Source organism: Nonomuraea jiangxiensis, assembly GCF_900099965.1.
Classification (GTDB): domain Bacteria; phylum Actinomycetota; class Actinomycetes; order Streptosporangiales; family Streptosporangiaceae; genus Nonomuraea; species Nonomuraea jiangxiensis.
In genome coordinates this window covers 182,954-199,769 of sequence record NZ_FNDJ01000020.1, presented here as the reverse complement: position 1 = coordinate 199,769, position 16,816 = coordinate 182,954, and the positions used below count along the sequence as shown (strand labels likewise).

The 16,816-nt window shown below is 70.6% G+C and carries 14 protein-coding genes; 6 read left to right on the top strand and 8 right to left on the bottom strand.

Going from position 1 to position 16,816, the window contains the following annotated elements; translation table 11 throughout:
• On the top strand, positions 1-2,967 hold a 2,967-nt coding region (rpoB, locus tag BLS95_RS36845; RefSeq protein ID WP_090942539.1), incomplete at its 5' end, for a DNA-directed RNA polymerase subunit beta.
• Between the two features lie 60 nt (positions 2,968-3,027).
• Here rpoB and BLS95_RS36840 read toward each other — a convergent pair.
• Both BLS95_RS36840 and BLS95_RS36835 read right to left on the bottom strand, forming a co-directional pair.
• The gene (locus tag BLS95_RS36840; protein ID WP_090942536.1) at positions 3,028-3,792 is read right to left on the bottom strand and encodes a hypothetical protein; all 765 of its coding nucleotides are present in this window, start codon (positions 3,790-3,792) and stop codon (positions 3,028-3,030) included.
• Between the two features lie 123 nt (positions 3,793-3,915).
• On the bottom strand, positions 3,916-4,692 hold the full coding sequence (locus tag BLS95_RS36835; protein WP_143044001.1) for a hypothetical protein: 777 nt from the start codon (positions 4,690-4,692) through the stop codon (positions 3,916-3,918).
• A 166-nt stretch (positions 4,693-4,858) separates the two neighbouring features.
• Here BLS95_RS36835 and BLS95_RS36830 point away from each other — a divergent pair, with 166 nt between their 5' ends.
• Positions 4,859-6,715, top strand: coding sequence for a bifunctional copper resistance protein CopD/cytochrome c oxidase assembly protein (locus tag BLS95_RS36830; protein WP_176993579.1), 1,857 nt, complete (start codon positions 4,859-4,861; stop codon positions 6,713-6,715).
• 21 nt (positions 6,716-6,736) lie between these two features.
• Here the strand turns inward: BLS95_RS36830 and BLS95_RS36825 are convergent, their stop codons facing one another.
• The 3 genes from BLS95_RS36825 to BLS95_RS36815 all read right to left on the bottom strand — a co-directional run bounded on the left by BLS95_RS36825 (position 6,737) and on the right by BLS95_RS36815 (position 8,592).
• Positions 6,737-7,723, bottom strand: coding sequence for a hypothetical protein (locus BLS95_RS36825; protein ID WP_143044000.1), 987 nt, complete (start codon positions 7,721-7,723; stop codon positions 6,737-6,739).
• Positions 7,724-7,834: 111 nt separating this feature from the next.
• A complete protein-coding gene (locus BLS95_RS36820; RefSeq protein ID WP_090942524.1) occupies positions 7,835-8,083 on the bottom strand; it encodes a hypothetical protein in 249 nt (82 codons plus the stop codon).
• Between the two features lie 23 nt (positions 8,084-8,106).
• Entirely contained in the window at positions 8,107-8,592 is a 486-nt protein-coding gene (locus BLS95_RS36815) for a hypothetical protein (RefSeq protein ID WP_090942522.1), read from the bottom strand.
• A gap of 137 nt (positions 8,593-8,729) precedes the next feature.
• On the opposite strand from BLS95_RS36815, the gene BLS95_RS36810 reads away from it, so the two are divergent.
• Both BLS95_RS36810 and BLS95_RS36805 read left to right on the top strand, forming a co-directional pair.
• On the top strand, positions 8,730-9,734 hold the full coding sequence (locus tag BLS95_RS36810) for a P1 family peptidase (RefSeq protein ID WP_090942519.1): 1,005 nt from the start codon (positions 8,730-8,732) through the stop codon (positions 9,732-9,734).
• 110 nt (positions 9,735-9,844) lie between these two features.
• Positions 9,845-11,167 (top strand): hypothetical protein, encoded by a 1,323-nt coding sequence (locus BLS95_RS36805; RefSeq protein ID WP_090942516.1) that lies wholly within the window; start codon positions 9,845-9,847, stop codon positions 11,165-11,167.
• 53 nt (positions 11,168-11,220) lie between these two features.
• Here BLS95_RS36805 and BLS95_RS59235 read toward each other — a convergent pair whose 3' ends face one another.
• Positions 11,221-11,352 carry an MFS transporter small subunit gene (locus tag BLS95_RS59235; RefSeq protein WP_281250068.1) on the bottom strand — a complete coding sequence of 44 codons (132 nt, stop codon included), beginning with the start codon at positions 11,350-11,352 and terminating at the stop codon, positions 11,221-11,223.
• The gene (locus BLS95_RS36800; RefSeq protein ID WP_090942514.1) at positions 11,349-12,752 is read right to left on the bottom strand and encodes an L-lactate MFS transporter; all 1,404 of its coding nucleotides are present in this window, start codon (positions 12,750-12,752) and stop codon (positions 11,349-11,351) included. Before BLS95_RS36800 ends, BLS95_RS59235 begins: the two co-directional genes overlap by 4 nt.
• Positions 12,753-12,943: 191 nt before the next feature.
• Between BLS95_RS36800 and BLS95_RS36795 the strand changes: the two genes are divergently transcribed.
• On the top strand, positions 12,944-15,226 hold the full coding sequence (locus BLS95_RS36795) for an FdhF/YdeP family oxidoreductase (RefSeq protein ID WP_090942511.1): 2,283 nt from the start codon (positions 12,944-12,946) through the stop codon (positions 15,224-15,226).
• Here BLS95_RS36795 and BLS95_RS36790 read toward each other — a convergent pair.
• Complete coding sequence (locus BLS95_RS36790) at positions 15,223-16,098, bottom strand: NmrA family NAD(P)-binding protein (RefSeq protein WP_090942508.1); 876 nt, start codon at positions 16,096-16,098, stop codon at positions 15,223-15,225. The genes BLS95_RS36795 and BLS95_RS36790 overlap by 4 nt on opposite strands.
• 117 nt (positions 16,099-16,215) lie before the next feature.
• On the opposite strand from BLS95_RS36790, the gene BLS95_RS36785 reads away from it, so the two are divergent.
• A complete protein-coding gene (locus BLS95_RS36785) occupies positions 16,216-16,800 on the top strand; it encodes a TetR/AcrR family transcriptional regulator (RefSeq protein ID WP_090942506.1) in 585 nt (194 codons plus the stop codon).
• Positions 16,801-16,816 lie beyond the last annotated feature (16 nt).

Below are 16,816 nucleotides of genomic sequence, written 5' to 3'. Positions count from 1 at the left end.
GTGTACTTCGAGCGCACGGTCGACAAGACCTCCGACAAGGACCTGTACGGGTGCAAGGTCATCCCGTCGCGGGGGGCCTGGCTGGAGTTCGAGATCGACAAGCGTGACAGCGTCGGTGTGCGTATCGACCGTAAGCGCAAGCAGGCCGTCACGGTGCTGCTGAAGGCGCTGGGCTGGACGAGCGAGCAGATTCTCGAGCGGTTCGGCCAGTACGAGTCGATGCGGGCGACCCTGGAGAAGGATCACACGGCCGGCCAGGATGACGCGCTGCTGGACATCTACCGCAAGTTGCGGCCCGGTGAGCCGCCGACCAAGGAGTCGGCGCAGACGCTGCTGGAGAATCTGTACTTCAACGCCAAGCGGTACGACCTGGCCAAGGTGGGCCGCTACAAGATCAACAAGAAGCTCGGGGTCGACGCCGCGATCGCTCAGGGCACGCTGGCCGAGGCGGACATCGTCGCGATGATCGAGTACATCGTGCGGTTGCATGCGGGTGAGGAGTCGATGCCGGGCGTCGACGGTGAGGTGATCGTCGAGGTCGACGACATCGACCACTTCGGCAACCGCCGGGTGCGCAGCGTCGGCGAGCTGATCCAGAACCAGGTCCGGCTGGGCCTGGCGCGGATGGAGCGGGTCGTGCGCGAGCGGATGACCACGCAGGACGTGGAGGCGATCACGCCGCAGACTTTGATCAACATCCGCCCGGTGGTGGCGTCGATGAAGGAGTTCTTCGGCACCTCGCAGTTGTCGCAGTTCATGGACCAGACCAATCCGCTGGCCGGCCTGACGCACAAGCGGCGTCTCAACGCGCTGGGCCCCGGTGGTCTGTCCCGTGAGCGGGCCGGCTTGGAGGTCCGTGACGTGCACCCGTCCCACTACGGCCGGATGTGCCCGATCGAGACCCCTGAGGGCCCGAACATCGGCCTCATCGGCTCGCTGGCGTGTTTCGGGCGGCTCAACGCCTTCGGCTTCGTCGAGACGCCCTACCGCAAGGTCGTGGAGGGCCGGGTCACCGAGCGGGTCGACTATCTGACGGCGGACGAGGAGGACCGTTACGTCATGGCGCAGGCGAACTCGGCTCTGACGGCGGACGGCGCGTTCGCCGAGGCCCGGGTGCTGGTGCGGCGCAAGGGCGGTGAGTTCGAGTTGGTCCGGTCGGGTGAGGTCGACTACATCGATGTGTCTCCGCGTCAGATGGTGTCGGTGGCCACCGCGATGATCCCGTTCCTGGAGCACGACGACGCCAACCGGGCCCTGATGGGCGCGAACATGCAGCGCCAGTCGGTGCCGCTGCTCAGGGGCGAGGCGCCGCTGGTGGGCACGGGGATGGAATACCGGGCGGCGACGGATGCGGGTGATGTGATCAGTGCGGAGAAGGCCGGGGTGGTGGAGGAGGTCTCGGCCGACTACATCACCGTGATGAACGACGACGGCACGCGGACGACCTACCGGGTGGCCAAGTTCAAGCGGTCCAACCAGGGCACCAGTTTCAACCAGAAGCCGATCGTGGCCGAGGGTGATCGGGTGGAGGTCAACCAGGTCATCGCCGACGGGCCGTGCACCGACAACGGTGAGATGGCGCTGGGCAAGAACCTGCTGGTGGCGTTCATGCCGTGGGAGGGCCACAACTACGAGGACGCGATCATCCTGTCGCAGCGGCTGGTGCAGGACGACGTGCTCTCCTCGATCCACATCGAGGAGCACGAGGTCGACGCCCGCGACACCAAGCTGGGCCCCGAGGAGATCACCCGGGACATCCCGAACGTGTCGGAGGAGGTGCTGGCCGACCTCGACGAGCGCGGCATCATCCGGATCGGCGCCGAGGTGGTGCCGGGCGACATCCTGGTGGGCAAGGTCACCCCGAAGGGGGAGACCGAGCTGACGCCGGAGGAGCGGCTGCTGCGCGCGATCTTCGGGGAGAAGGCCCGGGAGGTGCGTGACACCTCGCTGAAGGTGCCGCATGGTGAGCAGGGCAAGGTCATCGGTGTGCGGGTGTTCTCCCGTGAGGAGGGTGACGAGCTGCCGCCGGGGGTCAACGAGCTGGTGCGCGTGTACGTGGCGCAGAAGCGGAAGATCACCGACGGGGACAAGCTGGCCGGCCGGCACGGCAACAAGGGCGTCATCTCCAAGATCCTGCCGGTGGAGGACATGCCGTTCCTGGAGGACGGCACGCCGGTGGACATCATCCTCAACCCGCTGGGCGTGCCCGGCCGGATGAACGTGGGTCAGGTGCTGGAGACGCATCTGGGTTGGATCGCGGCGCGGGGCTGGGACATTTCCGGGGTGCGGGAGGCCTGGGCGGAGCGGTTGCGGGCCAAGGGGTTCGATCCGGTCGAGCCGCGCACGAACGTGGCCACGCCGGTGTTCGACGGGGCGCATGAGGAGGAGATCGTCGGGCTGCTGGGCAATACGGTGGCGAACCGTGATGGGGACCGGATGGTGCAGCAGAGCGGTAAGGCTCGGCTGTTCGACGGCCGTTCGGGGGAGCCGTTCCCGTATCCGATCTCGGTGGGTTACATCTACATTCTCAAGCTGTTGCACCTGGTGGATGACAAGATCCACGCGCGGTCGACGGGTCCGTACTCGATGATCACGCAGCAGCCGCTGGGTGGTAAGGCGCAGTTCGGTGGTCAGCGCTTCGGTGAGATGGAGGTGTGGGCGCTGGAGGCCTACGGCGCGGCGTACGCGTTGCAGGAGCTGCTGACCATCAAGTCCGACGACGTGCTCGGCCGGGTCAAGGTGTACGAGGCGATCGTCAAGGGCGAGAACATCCCCGAGCCGGGCATTCCGGAGTCGTTCAAGGTCTTGATCAAGGAGATGCAGTCGTTGTGCCTGAACGTCGAGGTGCTGTCGAGCGATGGCATGTCGATCGAGATGCGTGACACCGACGAGGACGTCTTCCGCGCCGCGGAAGAGCTCGGTATCGATCTGTCCCGGCGTGAGCCGAGCAGCGTGGAAGAAGTCTGAGGGGGCGTCGCCGCCGGGCCGTGGCGCCCGGCGGCGGTCGGACGGTTCGCGCGGGACGGGTCAGCGTTTGCCGTGCTGCGCGGCCCAGCGGGCGAGCCGGTCGCATTCGGCACTCGGGCAGCGCGCGAGGTCGGCGTCCCGCAGGAACAGCCGGCTTTCCCGATAGCTCTGCTCGCCCGCCTCCAGCAGCCGGTAGAAGGTCTGCTTGCGGCCGCCCCAGGTGACCCTGTTGTAGAGCGGCGTGTCACCGGCGGGCTGTTGGTAGCGGAAGTCGCCGGCCAGGGTCCTGCCGAACTCGGTCACGCAGGTGGCGTAGGTCATCCTCGCCTCCACGGGCTTCATCGCGTAACCGGACATCAGGCCGTGGTCCTGGTAGCGGTAGAGCCGGGCGCCGGCGGTGTCCTTCACCCGGGCGTCGCACTTGTCCGCGGCTCCCTCCGTGCGGACGAACGGATCTGTCGGCGTGTGCGCGTCGCGGCTGACGTACGTGAAGCTCGTGACCCTGGACGGCTTGGTGACGTCGTCGCACTGCGGCGTGAGGTTGAGCGCGGGCCCGATCCCCTGGTCGCCGATCAGGTGCTGGCCGAAGTTCTCTCGCCACCTCAGCAGCATCAGGTGGTAGGGGCGGCCCTCGACGGTGGCGGAGCGGTCCGCCCTGATGTCGATGATCTGGCCGCCCGCCTGGACGAAGTGGCCGATCCAGTCGGCGCGCGACATCCCGCACCCATCCGGGTCGGCGGTCGCGAAGGTGGCCGCCGGATCGGCGGCGGCCAGGGTCGCGGCGAACGGAATGGCGGCCAGGGCTGTGGCTAGGCGACTCGGCACGGCTCTTCTCCCCCGTAGTCAAACAGTGACCGAACAACTGCTTAGCGTAGTAAGCCGTGCGGTGAGGACAAAGCAGTCGCGGACAGGCGTGTCACGAGCCGACGCCTCGGGGGCGGAGCGGGGTCAGTGTTTCCTGAGCACCGTCACGGGGGCGCTGAACGGGAGCACGAAGAGGGGTCCGGTCACCACCGCGCGCTCGCTGCCCGGGCCGTAGGGGAGATCGGCGATCTGCCGGCAGGTGCCCCGGTCCTCGATCCCGTAGGTGGCGTCCTGGCCGTCGGGTCCGGAGTTGAAGCGGCCGATGAGCGAGATGCGGTCGCGCACCCGCCCCTCGTCGTCGATGAACAGGCCGTGGATCGGCGCCGTGGCGGCGAAACCGTCCGCGGTCATGACCTCCTGCACCAGGTCCGAGATCAGGAAGCGCAGCGTGCGGCCGTCGGCGTCGGTCACGGTCCCGTCGAGCTCGCCCAGGAACGGGGTGAAGATGCCCGGCGAGCCGGTGGCGAAGCCGTCGGTGTAGGGGGCCGGCCGCTTGGCGAACCGCGAGACGCGGAACGTGCGCTTGAAGGTGCCGGTCCTGATCGTGTAGGTGCCGTTGCGGCACTCGAAGGGGCGCAGCGTGAGCCCGGTGAGGTTGATCGTCTGCCGCTCGATCGGGTTGCCGGTGGCCGGGTCGCCGAACCTCTCCTCATCGATGCGGACGTCGAGCCCGCGCGGTGACAGCTTCAGCACGAAGCCGGGGCCGACCGCCCTGACGTGAGAACGGGTTTCCTTGATCGTCAGGCCGGGGGCGCCCGGCCGGTCGCGATCGGCGCTCGCGGGGAACGCGGGTAACAGGGTGGCGGCCAACGCCGCGACCAGGGTGATGGTGATCCGCTTGACTGGAACTACGGGACTCACGGGTCCTCCTCGCAGCCGCGACGATTCGATCATCGTACAACGGTGGGTAGCGGCGGTTCGAACACGTTTTGGTAAGGGGCGAACCGCGTGGCGGCCCCGTGCGTACCTCAGGGCGAGGAAGCGCGTCCCCGGGCGCGCTTCCGCTGCGCGCGCGAGGAGGAGGCCGATGGCGGCGGTTGAGCGTCGGACGTGGCAGTACGCCGGTGTCGCGGCAGGGATGGGCGTTCTCTTCCTGGTCGGTGCCCTGTGGTTCGGCGGCGGCCGGCCGCAGCCGGGGCTGCCGGGACTGCCGGATCCGGGGCTGTTGACGGGCTGGGGCCTGCCGCTGGTGCGGCTGGCCGGCGACCTGTGCTCCATCGCCACCGTGGGGACCCTGGTCGCCGGGGTGGTCCTGGCCCCGCGGGGCTCGCGGGAGTCGAACGCCTGCGTACGCGCGGCGGGCCGGTGGGCGCTGGCCTGGGTGCTCTGCACGATCGCGGCCTACCTGCTGACGATCTCCAACATCGTCGCCCTGCCGGTGCCGGAGTTGCTCGCGGACCTGTCCGCGTTCCGCTTCGCGATGGCCTTCCCCCAGTCGCAGGCCCTGCTCATCGTGGTGCTCTGGGTCGCGGTCGTGGCGCTGGGAGCCTGGCACGGCAGGAACCGGCGCAGCGGCGTACTGCTCGTGATCGCCGCCCTCGGCCTGCTGCCGCCGATCTTCGCCGGTCACGCCGTGTCGGCCGGGGACCACGACATCGCGGTCTCCGCGCTCACGACGCACCTGCTCGCGGCGGCGGTCTGGGTGGGCGGGCTGGCCGCCGTACTGGTCCACTTCCGTAGGTCGGAGCGGCTGGGGGTGGTGCTGCCCCGGTTCAGCACGCTGGCCCTGTGCTGTTTCGTCGCGGTGGCGGTGTCCGGCGTGGCCGGGGCCTGGGTCAGGCTCGCCACGGTGGCACAGCTGTGGACGACCGGGTACGGGGTGCTGATCCTGGTCAAGGGGGTGGCGCTGGTCGGGCTGGGGATCTTCGGGTGGCTGCACCGCCGGCGCACGGTGGCGGGGGTCGCCGAGCGCTCGGTACGGCGTACCTTCGTCCGGCTGGCCACCGGTGAGGCCGTCGTCATGATCGCCGCCGTGGGGCTGGCCGTCGGCCTGTCGCGTACGCCGCCGCCGGCCGCCGGCAGCCACGAGGGCATCCTGGACTACAGCCTCGCGCACTACTCGGCCATCCACCTGATCACCGAGATCCGGCTGGACCCACTGATCCTGCTGGCGCTGGTGGCGCCGGCCGCCGGCTACCTGGTGGGGCTGCGCAGGCTCGCCCGCGCCGGGGTCACCTGGCCCGCCGGACGGACCGTCGCCTGGTTCGCCGGGCTGCTGGCGCTGGCCGTGGTGCTGGTCGGCGGCGTCGGCGGCTACGCGCGGGCGCTGATGCCGGCGCACGCGCTGCAGTACGCGGTGCTCGGCGTCGTCGGGCCGCTGCTGCTGGCCTGCGGCGCGCCGCTGACGCTGGCGGCGCGGGCCACGTCGGCGAACTCCCAGTACGGCGACGTCGCGACGGCCGTGCTGGACAGCCGGGTGGCCCGGCGGCTGACCCGTCCAGGTGTCGTCGTCATCGCGCACGCGCTGCCGTTCGGCCTGCTCTACGGCGCGCGGCTGCTGGAGCTGTCGGTGTCCGACCACGTGGTCCATCTGCTCTCGATGGGGCTCTGCCTCGCCTCCGGGGTGTTGTGCTGCTGGGTGCTGGCGGGCGTGGACCCGCTGCCGCGCCCCATCTCGTGGCGGGCCCGCGCGTGGCTGCTGGGAGCCGTGGCCGCGGTGCAGGCGGTGGTCGGGCTGCTGCTGCTGGCCGGGCCGCCGCTGGCCGAGATCTGGTTCGCGCTGGTGTCCCCGCCCGGGGCGCCGGACCCCGTCGCCGCGCAGCGGGCCGGGGGAGTGGTGTACCTGACCCTGCCGGTGGTGGCGCTCGCCGTCCTCGGCGTACGGCTGGCCCGATTGCGGCGGACCGACCGGCGCCGGGTCGCCCACGTGGTGACGCCCGCGTAGACCCGCCGCCTTTCCCCGGCTCTAGTCGGGTCTGGCGACGCTGTGTGCCACCTGGTCGTAGCAGAGGAAGCACTTGTAGAGGATGGTCGCCACCTCACGCCAATCCCTGCGCAGCACGAGCAGCCGCAGCACGACATAGGGGATGCGTGCATCCAGCTGGATCAGCAGTTGAGCCCATTCCTGCTGGCCGGGCAGCGCCACCCGCTTGCGTGCGAGCGCGCGGAGCCTGTCCGCGTCCAGGCCGGGGAACTCCCGCGAGGCGGAAACCGCGAGGTCGACGATCTCCTGGTTGCAGCGTACGTGGATGTCGTGGATCTCCTCGCGCAGGTCGCGGAGGCCGGAGAAGTAGAAGCGCAGGAGAAGCCCTGGATGAGCGGAGTCGGGGATGGCGTCGTCCACCAGTTCCACCAGCGCGTCCGCCAGCGCCAGGAACCGGGCGGCACTGTCGGTCTCCGCCCCCTCGAAGTCCAGCCGGTGGGCGCGTGCGAACGGGCTCCGGCTCGGGAGCGGGGAAGCGAGGAACATCACCACCACCGCGACGATGACGGCCAGCGAGATCACGACGATCGCGACGATGAGCCAGATCAGGACAGTCCCTATGGTCTGGAAGAACGAGGAGACGACTCCGCCCACCGCCGCATAGCGGATCGTCGCCCACACCAGGACGGCGACCGCTCCGCAGAACGCCAGCAACTTCGTCAGCCGCCACCCCGCCCGTGTGCCGATGAAGGCCAGCAGCACGGCGAGCACGAGGGCGACCAGCGGCCGCTCCAGGAAGGAGAGCACCCCGTCCCATTTCAGCTCGCGCAGTATCTCGCCAGGGGGCTTGCCGAGGGCCGCGTACCGGAGGCCCGCCCAGGCCAGCTCGGCTATGGCGACCGTGATGAGGACCAGCCGTAGCAGACATGATCTGCTCGCCGACGCCAACGCCACCAGGATCACGACGACGACCAAGGCGGTGAGGGGGTCGGCCAGTGCGTCCCACACCCCGGTAGTGGTCACAGGCATGACGGCACCACCCCGTAGAGGAGATGCTCGCATTGTCGGGCGCCCGGTAGGCGCTGGCAAGGGGCCGGCCGCGTTCGAGCCGGTCCCCGGGGAGGATGGGACGCGGGGTGGCTAGGCGGCGGTCCGGTGGGCGGTTTCGACGGCGGTGAGCCAGGTTTCGGGGAAGGCCGTGGCGTCGAGGCCGGCGAGCACGCGGGTGGGCCGCCCGCCCGGATGCGGCTCGAAACGCAGCACGTCGCCTTCGACGACCGTACGCAGGGTCTGCTCGCGCAGCACGACCTCCACGCCGGGCTGGCCCAGGACCATCGCCAGGGCGCAGGCGTCGTCGGGATGCCCACCGAAGTCGGTGTCGAGGTGCACGCGCCTGGCGGTGGTACGGCCTGTCAGCTCACGCAGTCCTGTGTGATGAGGGCGATGGACAGCTCCTCCAGCTTGCCCTTCCTGTTGGGGAAGAAGAAGTAGCGGGCCTTGGGGTTGCCGGGCACGGAGGCGGAGGGGATGCCGTCCCGCGGCGTCGACACCTTCGGGTAGGCCCTCTTGACCTGCTTCATCGTGGAGCCGATGCCGATGCCCGCAGGCGTTTTGACGCCCTTCGGGGCGAAGATCACGGCCACTCCCCGCCGCTTGGAGATGTACAGGCCCACGCTGTTCTTCCCGGTGGGATGCGCCCGCAGGTCCCATCCGGAGCAGGAGCCCTCCTGGGCGGCCAGCTTGAGCACGACCTTGCCGGTCGCCCTGGCCTGCTTCGCGCTCATTCCCAGCCTGATCTTGCCGTAGCCGTACGGTCCCAGCGCGGTCTGGGCGAGCGCCGGCGTGCCGGAGACGAGTAACGCGCCGCCGGTGACGACCGCGACGAGCAGCTTCTTCATGGTGACCTCTCGTAAATGACGGGCCGGGTGCTCCTGTTTCGAGTGCCGTGCGGGACGAATGGTTCGCGGCCCCCGACGGCGGGCCTGCGTATTATGCCGTGGTTCGAGCTATACGGCAGTGAAAGGGCGACTCCAGCGTGACGGCACCACCTGCGGCGACCCGCCGCCTCCGGGACCACGGACACGTCATCGGCCACTTCGAGCCGGGCCCGGACAACGCCATCACCGACGTGCCGTCGGTCCGGGTCGGGCAGACGACGGTGCTGGACGACACGCGCGGCGTCTACTCGGGCGTGACCGCCATCGTGCCGCCGGCCAGGGTCGTGCCGGCCGGCTTCCACGTGGTGAACGGTTACGGCAAGTTCGTCGGCGCCACACAGGTGATGGAACTGGGCGAGGTGGAGACCCCCGTACTGCTGACCTCCACGCTGTCCACCTTCCGGGTCGCCGACGCCCTGCTGAGCTGGGTGCTCGACCACGCGGCCGGGCCGGTGACCTCGGTGAACCCGGTGGTCGGCGAGATCAACGACTCCTGGTTGTCGTCGGTGGAGCCGCGTCCCGTCACCGCCGAGCACGTGTACGCGGCGCTCGACGGCGCCCGTGGCGGGCCCGTGGCGATGGGCAACGTGGGCGGCGGCACCGGGGCGTGCGCGCTGGGGTTCAAGGCGGGGATCGGGACGGCCTCGCGGATGGTGCCGCTGCAGGACGGCGGCCCGGTGACCGTCGGGGTGCTCGTCCAGGCGAACATGGGCGGCGAGTTGCGGCTGCTCGGCCGTACGGTCACGCCGGAGAGCCTGGGGCTGCCCCGGCCGGGACCCGCGGGGGAACAGGGCTCGTGCGTCGTGGTGGTGGCCACCGACGCGGGGTGCGACGCGCGGCAGCTCACCAGGATCGCGGCCAGGGGTGTGCTGGCCCTCGGGCGGGTGGGGGCCGGTTACAGCCATGGCAGCGGCGACTACGGGCTGGCCTTCTCGGCCGGGCGGGGGATGTTGCGGCCGCCCGATCTGGACCAGGTGTTCCGGGCCGTGCTGGAGTCGGTGGAGGAGGCGGTCATCGACGCGCTGCTCGCCGCCCGTACGGTCCGTACGCCCTCCGGCCGCCAGGCGGTGGCACTGCCCCACGAGGTGGTCGGCTCGTCCTGAGTCTTACGAGGCCGTAGCACCCCTTTTCGCGAAATATCACCCCTTGTCGTAGTACGAGATCGCGGAGACACTGCGGACGAGTCGTGCTGGAGACAAGACTGGGAGGCGCCATGAGATGGCGTGCCGGGATCGTCGCGGTACTGATGACCTTCGTCGTGGGGGCGGCCGCGGCGCCCACGGAGCCCGGGAGCGAGTCCGCCCGGGGCTCCTACGAGATCTGGCTGGTCGACCAGTCGGACACGAACGGCCTCAACCACGGCGGCACCGTCCACGTCTACGACGGAGGCGAGGTCACCAGGCGCCTGTCCGCCGCCCGCCCGGCCGACCGGATCGACCTCGGCGGTGCCACCTCGTCCCTGTGCCTGGCGAGCACCGGACGGAACCCCGTCAGGCCGCACATGATCGTGTTCAACAAGGCCGACACCCACGCCGCGCTCGCCTTCGTCGCGAGCGGCCATGTGGTGATCTTCGACGCCGCCTCCCGGCGCCCGCTGTCCTGCCTGTCCACCGAGGAGGGCGCGGGCGGCGCGCGGCAGGCCCACGCACTGTGGCCCACCGAGGACGACCGGTACCTCATCGTCTCCAACCAGAACGGCAAGAAGCTGGAGCGGATCCGTACCGACTACGCCGCCGGCGCGTTCACCCGGGAGCCCGCGGCGACGCTCGACCTGGCGGGCTGCCTCACCCCGAGCGGAGCGCCGTGCCAGGCTCCGGAGGTCCGCCCCGACAACGCCCCGATCTGCCCGTACATCGCCTCCGACAACGGCCCGGTCTTCGTCAGCCTGCGCGGCGGCGGCATGCTCGTGGTGAACTGGCGCACCACGCCGATGAGCATCGTGGCGGAGTACGACCTGACGCACGTGCCCCCGAACGGCTGCGGCTTCATCGAGGCCAAGGGCGCCGTCTTCGGCGACGGGGGCGGCGGCACCCCGAACAATCTCGACCAGTTCAGCGTCTTCCGGATGCCGCGCGGCGGCTACTCCGCCTCGAACCCGCCGAACACGCCCGCCGTGGAGCGGCTCTTCGACGACGACACGGCGGAGCGCGACGCCCACGGCACCGCGGTCAGCGCCGGGGAGCGCCACGTCTGGGTGGGCGACCGCGACGCCAACGTGGTGGAGGTGTTCGACGGCCGCACCGGCGCCCGCGTGAACACCGTGCCGCTGACCTCGCGGTTCAGCGCGGACCCGACAGTGGACCTGTTCGCCTCGTCCCCCGACCACGAGTGGGTCTTCGCCTCGACGCGCGGCCCGTTCCCGCTCTCCGGGGACCCGCACTCCTCGCACGGCACCGACCCCGGCCTGCTGATCGTCCGCATGACCGACGAGGGGCGCGGCGGGGAGGTCCGGGGGCTGATCCGGATCACCAACGTCGACGCGACGGGCGCCGAACGCGCCGACGGGCACGGCATCCGGGTCCGGCGAGTACGCTGACACGCCGATCGGCCGCCTGCCATTGACCGGCAGGCGGCCGGAGGCGGGGCCGGTCAGCCCCCGAAGAGCTGGGTGAGCTTCAGGAGCAGCTCGTAGACGCCGTAGGCGAAGGGCAGGGCCACCCAGGCCCAGGCCACGATCATGAGGGGGACGGACGGGGCCGTCCTGCCGTGCTTGGTCATCATGATCCTCCCCGTCCCGTGGCGACCGCGTCCTGCCGGCCCTGCTCCGCGACCTGGGGTTCGTGGAAGCGGGAGTGCACCGGCCGGATGAGCTCGTTGGCCACGAAGCCCACCACCAGGAGCGCGATCATGATGTAGAGGGACGTCGTGTAGAGCGCGGGCCCGGTCTTGCCGGCCTCCGCCTGCGAGTCGGCGATGGCGTTGACGATGAGCGGGCCCAGCACGCCCGCGAGCGACCAGGCGGTCAGCAGCCGGCCGTGGATGGCGCCCACCTGGTAGGTGCCGAACAGGTCCTTGAGGTAGGCCGGGGCGGTGGCGAACCCGCCGCCGTAGAAGGACAGGACGCCGACCGCGCACAGGATGAACACGAAGTTGTGCGAGTCACCGGCCAGCGCGACCGTCAGGTAGAGCAGCGCGCCCACGCCGAGGTAGACGCGGTACATGTTCTTGCGGCCGATCAGGTCCGAGGTCGAGGACCATACGATGCGGCCGGCCATGTTGGCCAGGGACAGCAGGGCCACGAAGCCGGCCGCCGCGCCCGCCGACACCGGTGCGGCCGTGTTCGCGAAGAAGTCCTGGATCATGGGCGCGGCCTTCTCCAGGATGCCGATGCCCGCGGTGACGTTGAAGCACAACACGATCCACAGGCACCAGAACTGCGGCGTGCGGATGGCGTTGCGGGCCGAGACGTTCGCAGTGGTGATCAGCGCGTGCGTGGCGGCCTTCGCCGGGGCCCAGCCGCGCGGGAGCCAGCCGGCCGGCGGGACGCGGACCAGGAACACGCCCATCGACATGAAGACCGCGTAGACCACGCCGTGCACCAGGAAGGTCGTGGCTATCCCGCCCGTACCGGTGCCGAAGGCGGCGAGCATCTGCGTGGACCACGGCGAGGCGATGAGCGCGCCGCCGCCGAAGCCCATGATGGCGATGCCGGTGGCCATGCCGGGCCGGTCGGGGAACCACTTCATCAGGGTGGAGACCGGCGAGATATAGCCGATGCCGAGGCCGATCCCGCCGACGAAGCCGTACCCGACGACGACCAGCCAGTACTGCCCAGTGGCCACGCCGAGGGCGGACAGCAGGAAGCCGGTGGAGAAGCAGATCATCGAGATGAACATGGCCCAGCGCGGGCCGTTGCGCTCGACCATCGGGCCACCGAAGGCGGCCGACAGGCCGAGCATGACGATCCCCAGCTGGAACGGCAGCGCGCTGGCCGTGCCGGACAGGTCCAGCGACGACTCCAGGGGTGACTTGAACACGCTCCACGCGTAGGCCTGGCCGATGGTCAGGTGCACCGAGAGCGCGGCGGGGGGTACGAGCCAGCGGCTCCAGGTGGGCGGCGCCACCGTGCGGGCGCGGCTGAGGAAGCCACCAGGTGTGGGCCTTTGTCCAGCTTCAGGCATGAAAACGTAGTATGGGCCAGTAAATGCCTGATTGTCCACTATTGGGATACGGTTTGCCTCAGAACCGTACAACCTGCCCGAATCACACCAGTCCCAGGGGTTCCGGGCCCCTGCGGTGGGAGGCGACCGGATCGCCGGTACGCGGTGGCATGGGTTTCTCCATATCGGACGTCCAGAATTGAGGTTTCGGGGTGGCTAAAAAGGCTCCGCAGCGGGATGCCGGCGACGAGGGTCTGCAGATCGGATCGCCCAAGGAGTGGGCCGCGGGAGTGCCCGCGGTGGCTCATTCGCTGCTGACGTCGTACGCGCAGATGGGTGTCAAGCGGACGCTGCTCACCCTGGTGCGGGTGAACCAGAAGAACGGCTTCGACTGCCCGGGCTGCGCGTGGCCCGAGGGGGATCACCGCAGCCCGGCCGAGTTCTGCGAGAACGGCGCGAAGGCGGTGGCCGAGGAGGCCACGCTCCGCCGGGTCACCCGCGACTTCTTTGCCCGGCACGGCGTGGACGAGCTGGCCCGGCGCACGGACTACTGGCTGGGGCAGCAGGGACGGCTCACCGAGCCGATGCACAAGCCGGCCGGGTCGGACCACTATGTGCCGGTGACCTGGGAGCGGGCCTTCGACCTCATCGCCAGGCAGCTGCGCGCGCTGGACAGCCCGGACGAGGCGCTGTTCTACACCTCCGGCCGCACCTCGAACGAGGCGGCCTTCCTCTACCAGCTCCTGGTACGCCGGTTCGGCACGAACAACCTCCCCGACTGCTCCAACATGTGCCACGAGTCCAGCGGCTCGGCGCTCACCCAGACCCTGGGCATCGGCAAGGGCACGGTGTCGCTGGAGGACCTGCACAAGGCCGACCTCATCTTCGTGGTCGGCCAGAACCCCGGCACCAACCACCCGCGCATGCTGTCGGCGCTGGAGAAGGCCAAGGACAACGGGGCACGCATCGTCGCGGTCAACCCGCTGCCGGAGGCCGGGCTGCTGCGCTTCAAGAACCCGCAGCGGCCGGGCGGGGTGATCGGGCACGGCACGCGGCTGGCCGACCGGTTCCTGCAGATCCGGCTCAACGGTGACCTCGCGCTGTTCAAGGCCATGTCACGGCTGCTGCTGGAGGCGGAGGACGCGGCGCCCGGCACGGCGATCGACCGTGAGTTCGTCCAGACGCACACCCACGGGTTCGACGACTGGGAGAAGGACGTCCGCGAGCTCGACTGGGCGGACGTCGAGGAGGCCACCGGGCTGTCCAGGACGGCCGTCGAGGACACGGTCCAGGACGTGCTCGGGGCCCGGTCGGTGATCGTGTGCTGGGCGATGGGGCTCACCCAGCACAAGAACTCCGTGGCCACCATCCGCGAGATCGTCAACTTCCTGCTGCTGCGCGGGAACGTGGGGCGGCCGGGGGCGGGGGTGTGCCCCGTACGCGGGCACTCCAACGTCCAGGGCGACCGGACGATGGGCATCTACGAGAAGCCCTCGCCGGCCTTCCTCGACGCGCTCACCGAGGAGTTCGGGTTCCAGCCGCCCCGGCGGCACGGCACTGACGCCGTCGACTCGATCAGGGCCTTGCGCGACGGGCGGGCGAAGGTGTTCGTCGCGATGGGCGGCAACTTCGTCGCCGCGACGCCGGACACGCAGGTGACCGAGGCGGCGATGCGCTCCGCCCGGCTCACCGTACAGGTGTCGACCAAGCTCAACCGGTCCCACGCCGTGACCGGCGAGGAGGCGCTCATCCTGCCGACGCTGGGCCGGACCGAACGCGACCGCGACCAGTTCGTCACGGTCGAGGACTCCATGGGTATGGTGCACGCCTCCCGGGGCCGGCTGCGCCCGGCCTCGCCGGACCTGCTGTCCGAGGTGGCCATCGTCTGCCGGCTGGCGCGTACGATCTTCGGCGAGGGTTCCGGCATCCCCTGGGAGAGCTTCGAGGCCGACTACGACGCGATCCGCGACCGCATCGCCCGGGTGGTGCCGGGGTTCGGCGACTTCAACGCCCGCGTCCGCGTCCCTGGCGGGTTCGCCCTGCCCAACGCGCCCCGCGACGAACGGCGCTTCCCCACCGACACGGGCCTGGCCAACTTCACCGTCAACGACCTGGAGGTGCTGCGCGTGCCCGCGGGGCGGCTCCTGCTCCAGACGGTACGCAGTCACGACCAGTACAACACCACCATCTACGGGCTGGACGACCGTTACCGGGGCGTGCACAGCGGGCGCCGGGTGGTCTTCGTCAACCCCGACGACCTCGCCGAGCTCGGCCTGGCCGACGGCGAGACGGTGGACCTGATCAGCGAGTGGCCCGACGGGGAACGCAGGGCGGAGGAGTTCCGGATCATCTCCTACCCGACCGCGCGCGGGTGCTGCGCGGCCTACTTCCCCGAGACCAACGTGCTCGTCCCGCTGGACTCGGTCGCGGAGACCTCCAACACCCCCACCTCCAAGAGCGTCGTGATACGCCTCGCCCGGCGCCCGGCGGCCTAGCGAGCTCCGGCCAGCGAGGCGCGGATCCGCTCCGTGCCGCCGTGCCGGAGCCAGGCCCGGAAGTCCAGCAGGCCGGGGTGGCGCTCACGCAGGCGCGCGATGTCGGCGTGCCACATGCCGCGCTCGCCCGCGAGAGCGCGCTCCGCGTCCGGGCCCAGGCCGAGGCCGGTGGAGGAAACCTGCCGGTAGGTGATCTCACGGCCCAGGCTGTCGCTGATGAGCCGTACCGTGTGGCTGGGAGTCAGCTCGTCGCCGGCGAGCTCGATCGCCTCTCCGAGATAGTCGCCCGGCCGGGTGAAGGCGAGCCGGGCGAAGGCGCCGATGTCGGCGACGGCGATGAGCTGCACCGGCGTCTCCGGGCCGAACAGGTGCCTGAGCTCGCCGTCGACGATGCCGCCGACGGGCAGCCCGGGCATGGCGTGGTTCTCCATGAACCGCACCGGCCGCAGGATCGTCGCGGGCAGGCCCGATGCACGTATGTGCTGCTCGATCCGCCACTTGCTGTCCCACTGGGGGATACCGGTGCCGCGGTCGGCGCCGCCGACCGAGGTGAACACGAAGTGGGCGACGTTCGCCGCGGCGGCGGCGTCGGCGAGGTCCCTGCCGCGGCGGATCTCACGCTCGGAGTCCTGGTCGTCGGGCGTGACGCCGAAGACGCCGTGCGCTCCGGCGGCGGCCCGGGCGAGCGAGCCGGGATCGTCGAGGTCTCCGGCGCATAGCTCGGCACCCCGTGCCCGCAGCGCGAGGGCGGCCGGCGCCGAAGGGTCGCGGACGAGCGCGCGCACCGGCCGGCCGGCGGCCAGCAGCTGGGCCGCCGCGGCGCCGCCCTGGCGGCCGGTCGCACCTATCACGAGGATGGGCTGGTCGTTCATGGAGAACCTTCCGGGCAGGCGGGCATGGCGCCTCGACGGGCGCATGCCAGCTAAGCTGAGACTGTCTCAAGAAATATATTGAGACTGTCTCAACTTAGCAATCCTCCGGGAGCCTCCATGCCGACCACCGGCCCGGCGCCGCAGCGCAAGATGCGCGCGGACGCGCGCCGCAACTACGAACGCCTGCTCGCCGCGGCGAAGGACGTGTTCGCCGAGCACGGTGTCGAAGCCTCGCTGGAGGAGATCGCCCGGCGCGCCGGGGTGGCGAACGGCACCCTCTACAGCCACTTCCCCACCCGGCAGGCCCTCCTGGAGGCGTTGCTGCGCGATCGCATGCAAGCGCTGTCCGACACGGCCCGCGAGCTGCTCGATCTCCCCTCCGCGGACGAGGCGCTGACCGGCTGGGCGCGGGCGGCGATGGCGCACGCCACGGTCTACCGGGGGCTCGCCGTGTCGCTGATGAGCAGCATCCAGGACGAGACCTCACACCTGCACGCCGCCTGCCAGGCGGTGCTCGCCGGCGGGCAGCGCATCCTCGACCGCGCGCAGGCCTCTGGTGTCGTACGCGGCGACGTCACGGCCTCGGACGTGTACGCCCTGGTCAACGCGGCCGCGTGGGCGGGCGAGCAGACCTCGCGGGCGCAGGCCGAACGCCTGCTGTCCTTCGGGCTCGAAGGCATGCGCCCGCCGGTGGGCGGGTGATCCCGTCCCCGGCGGG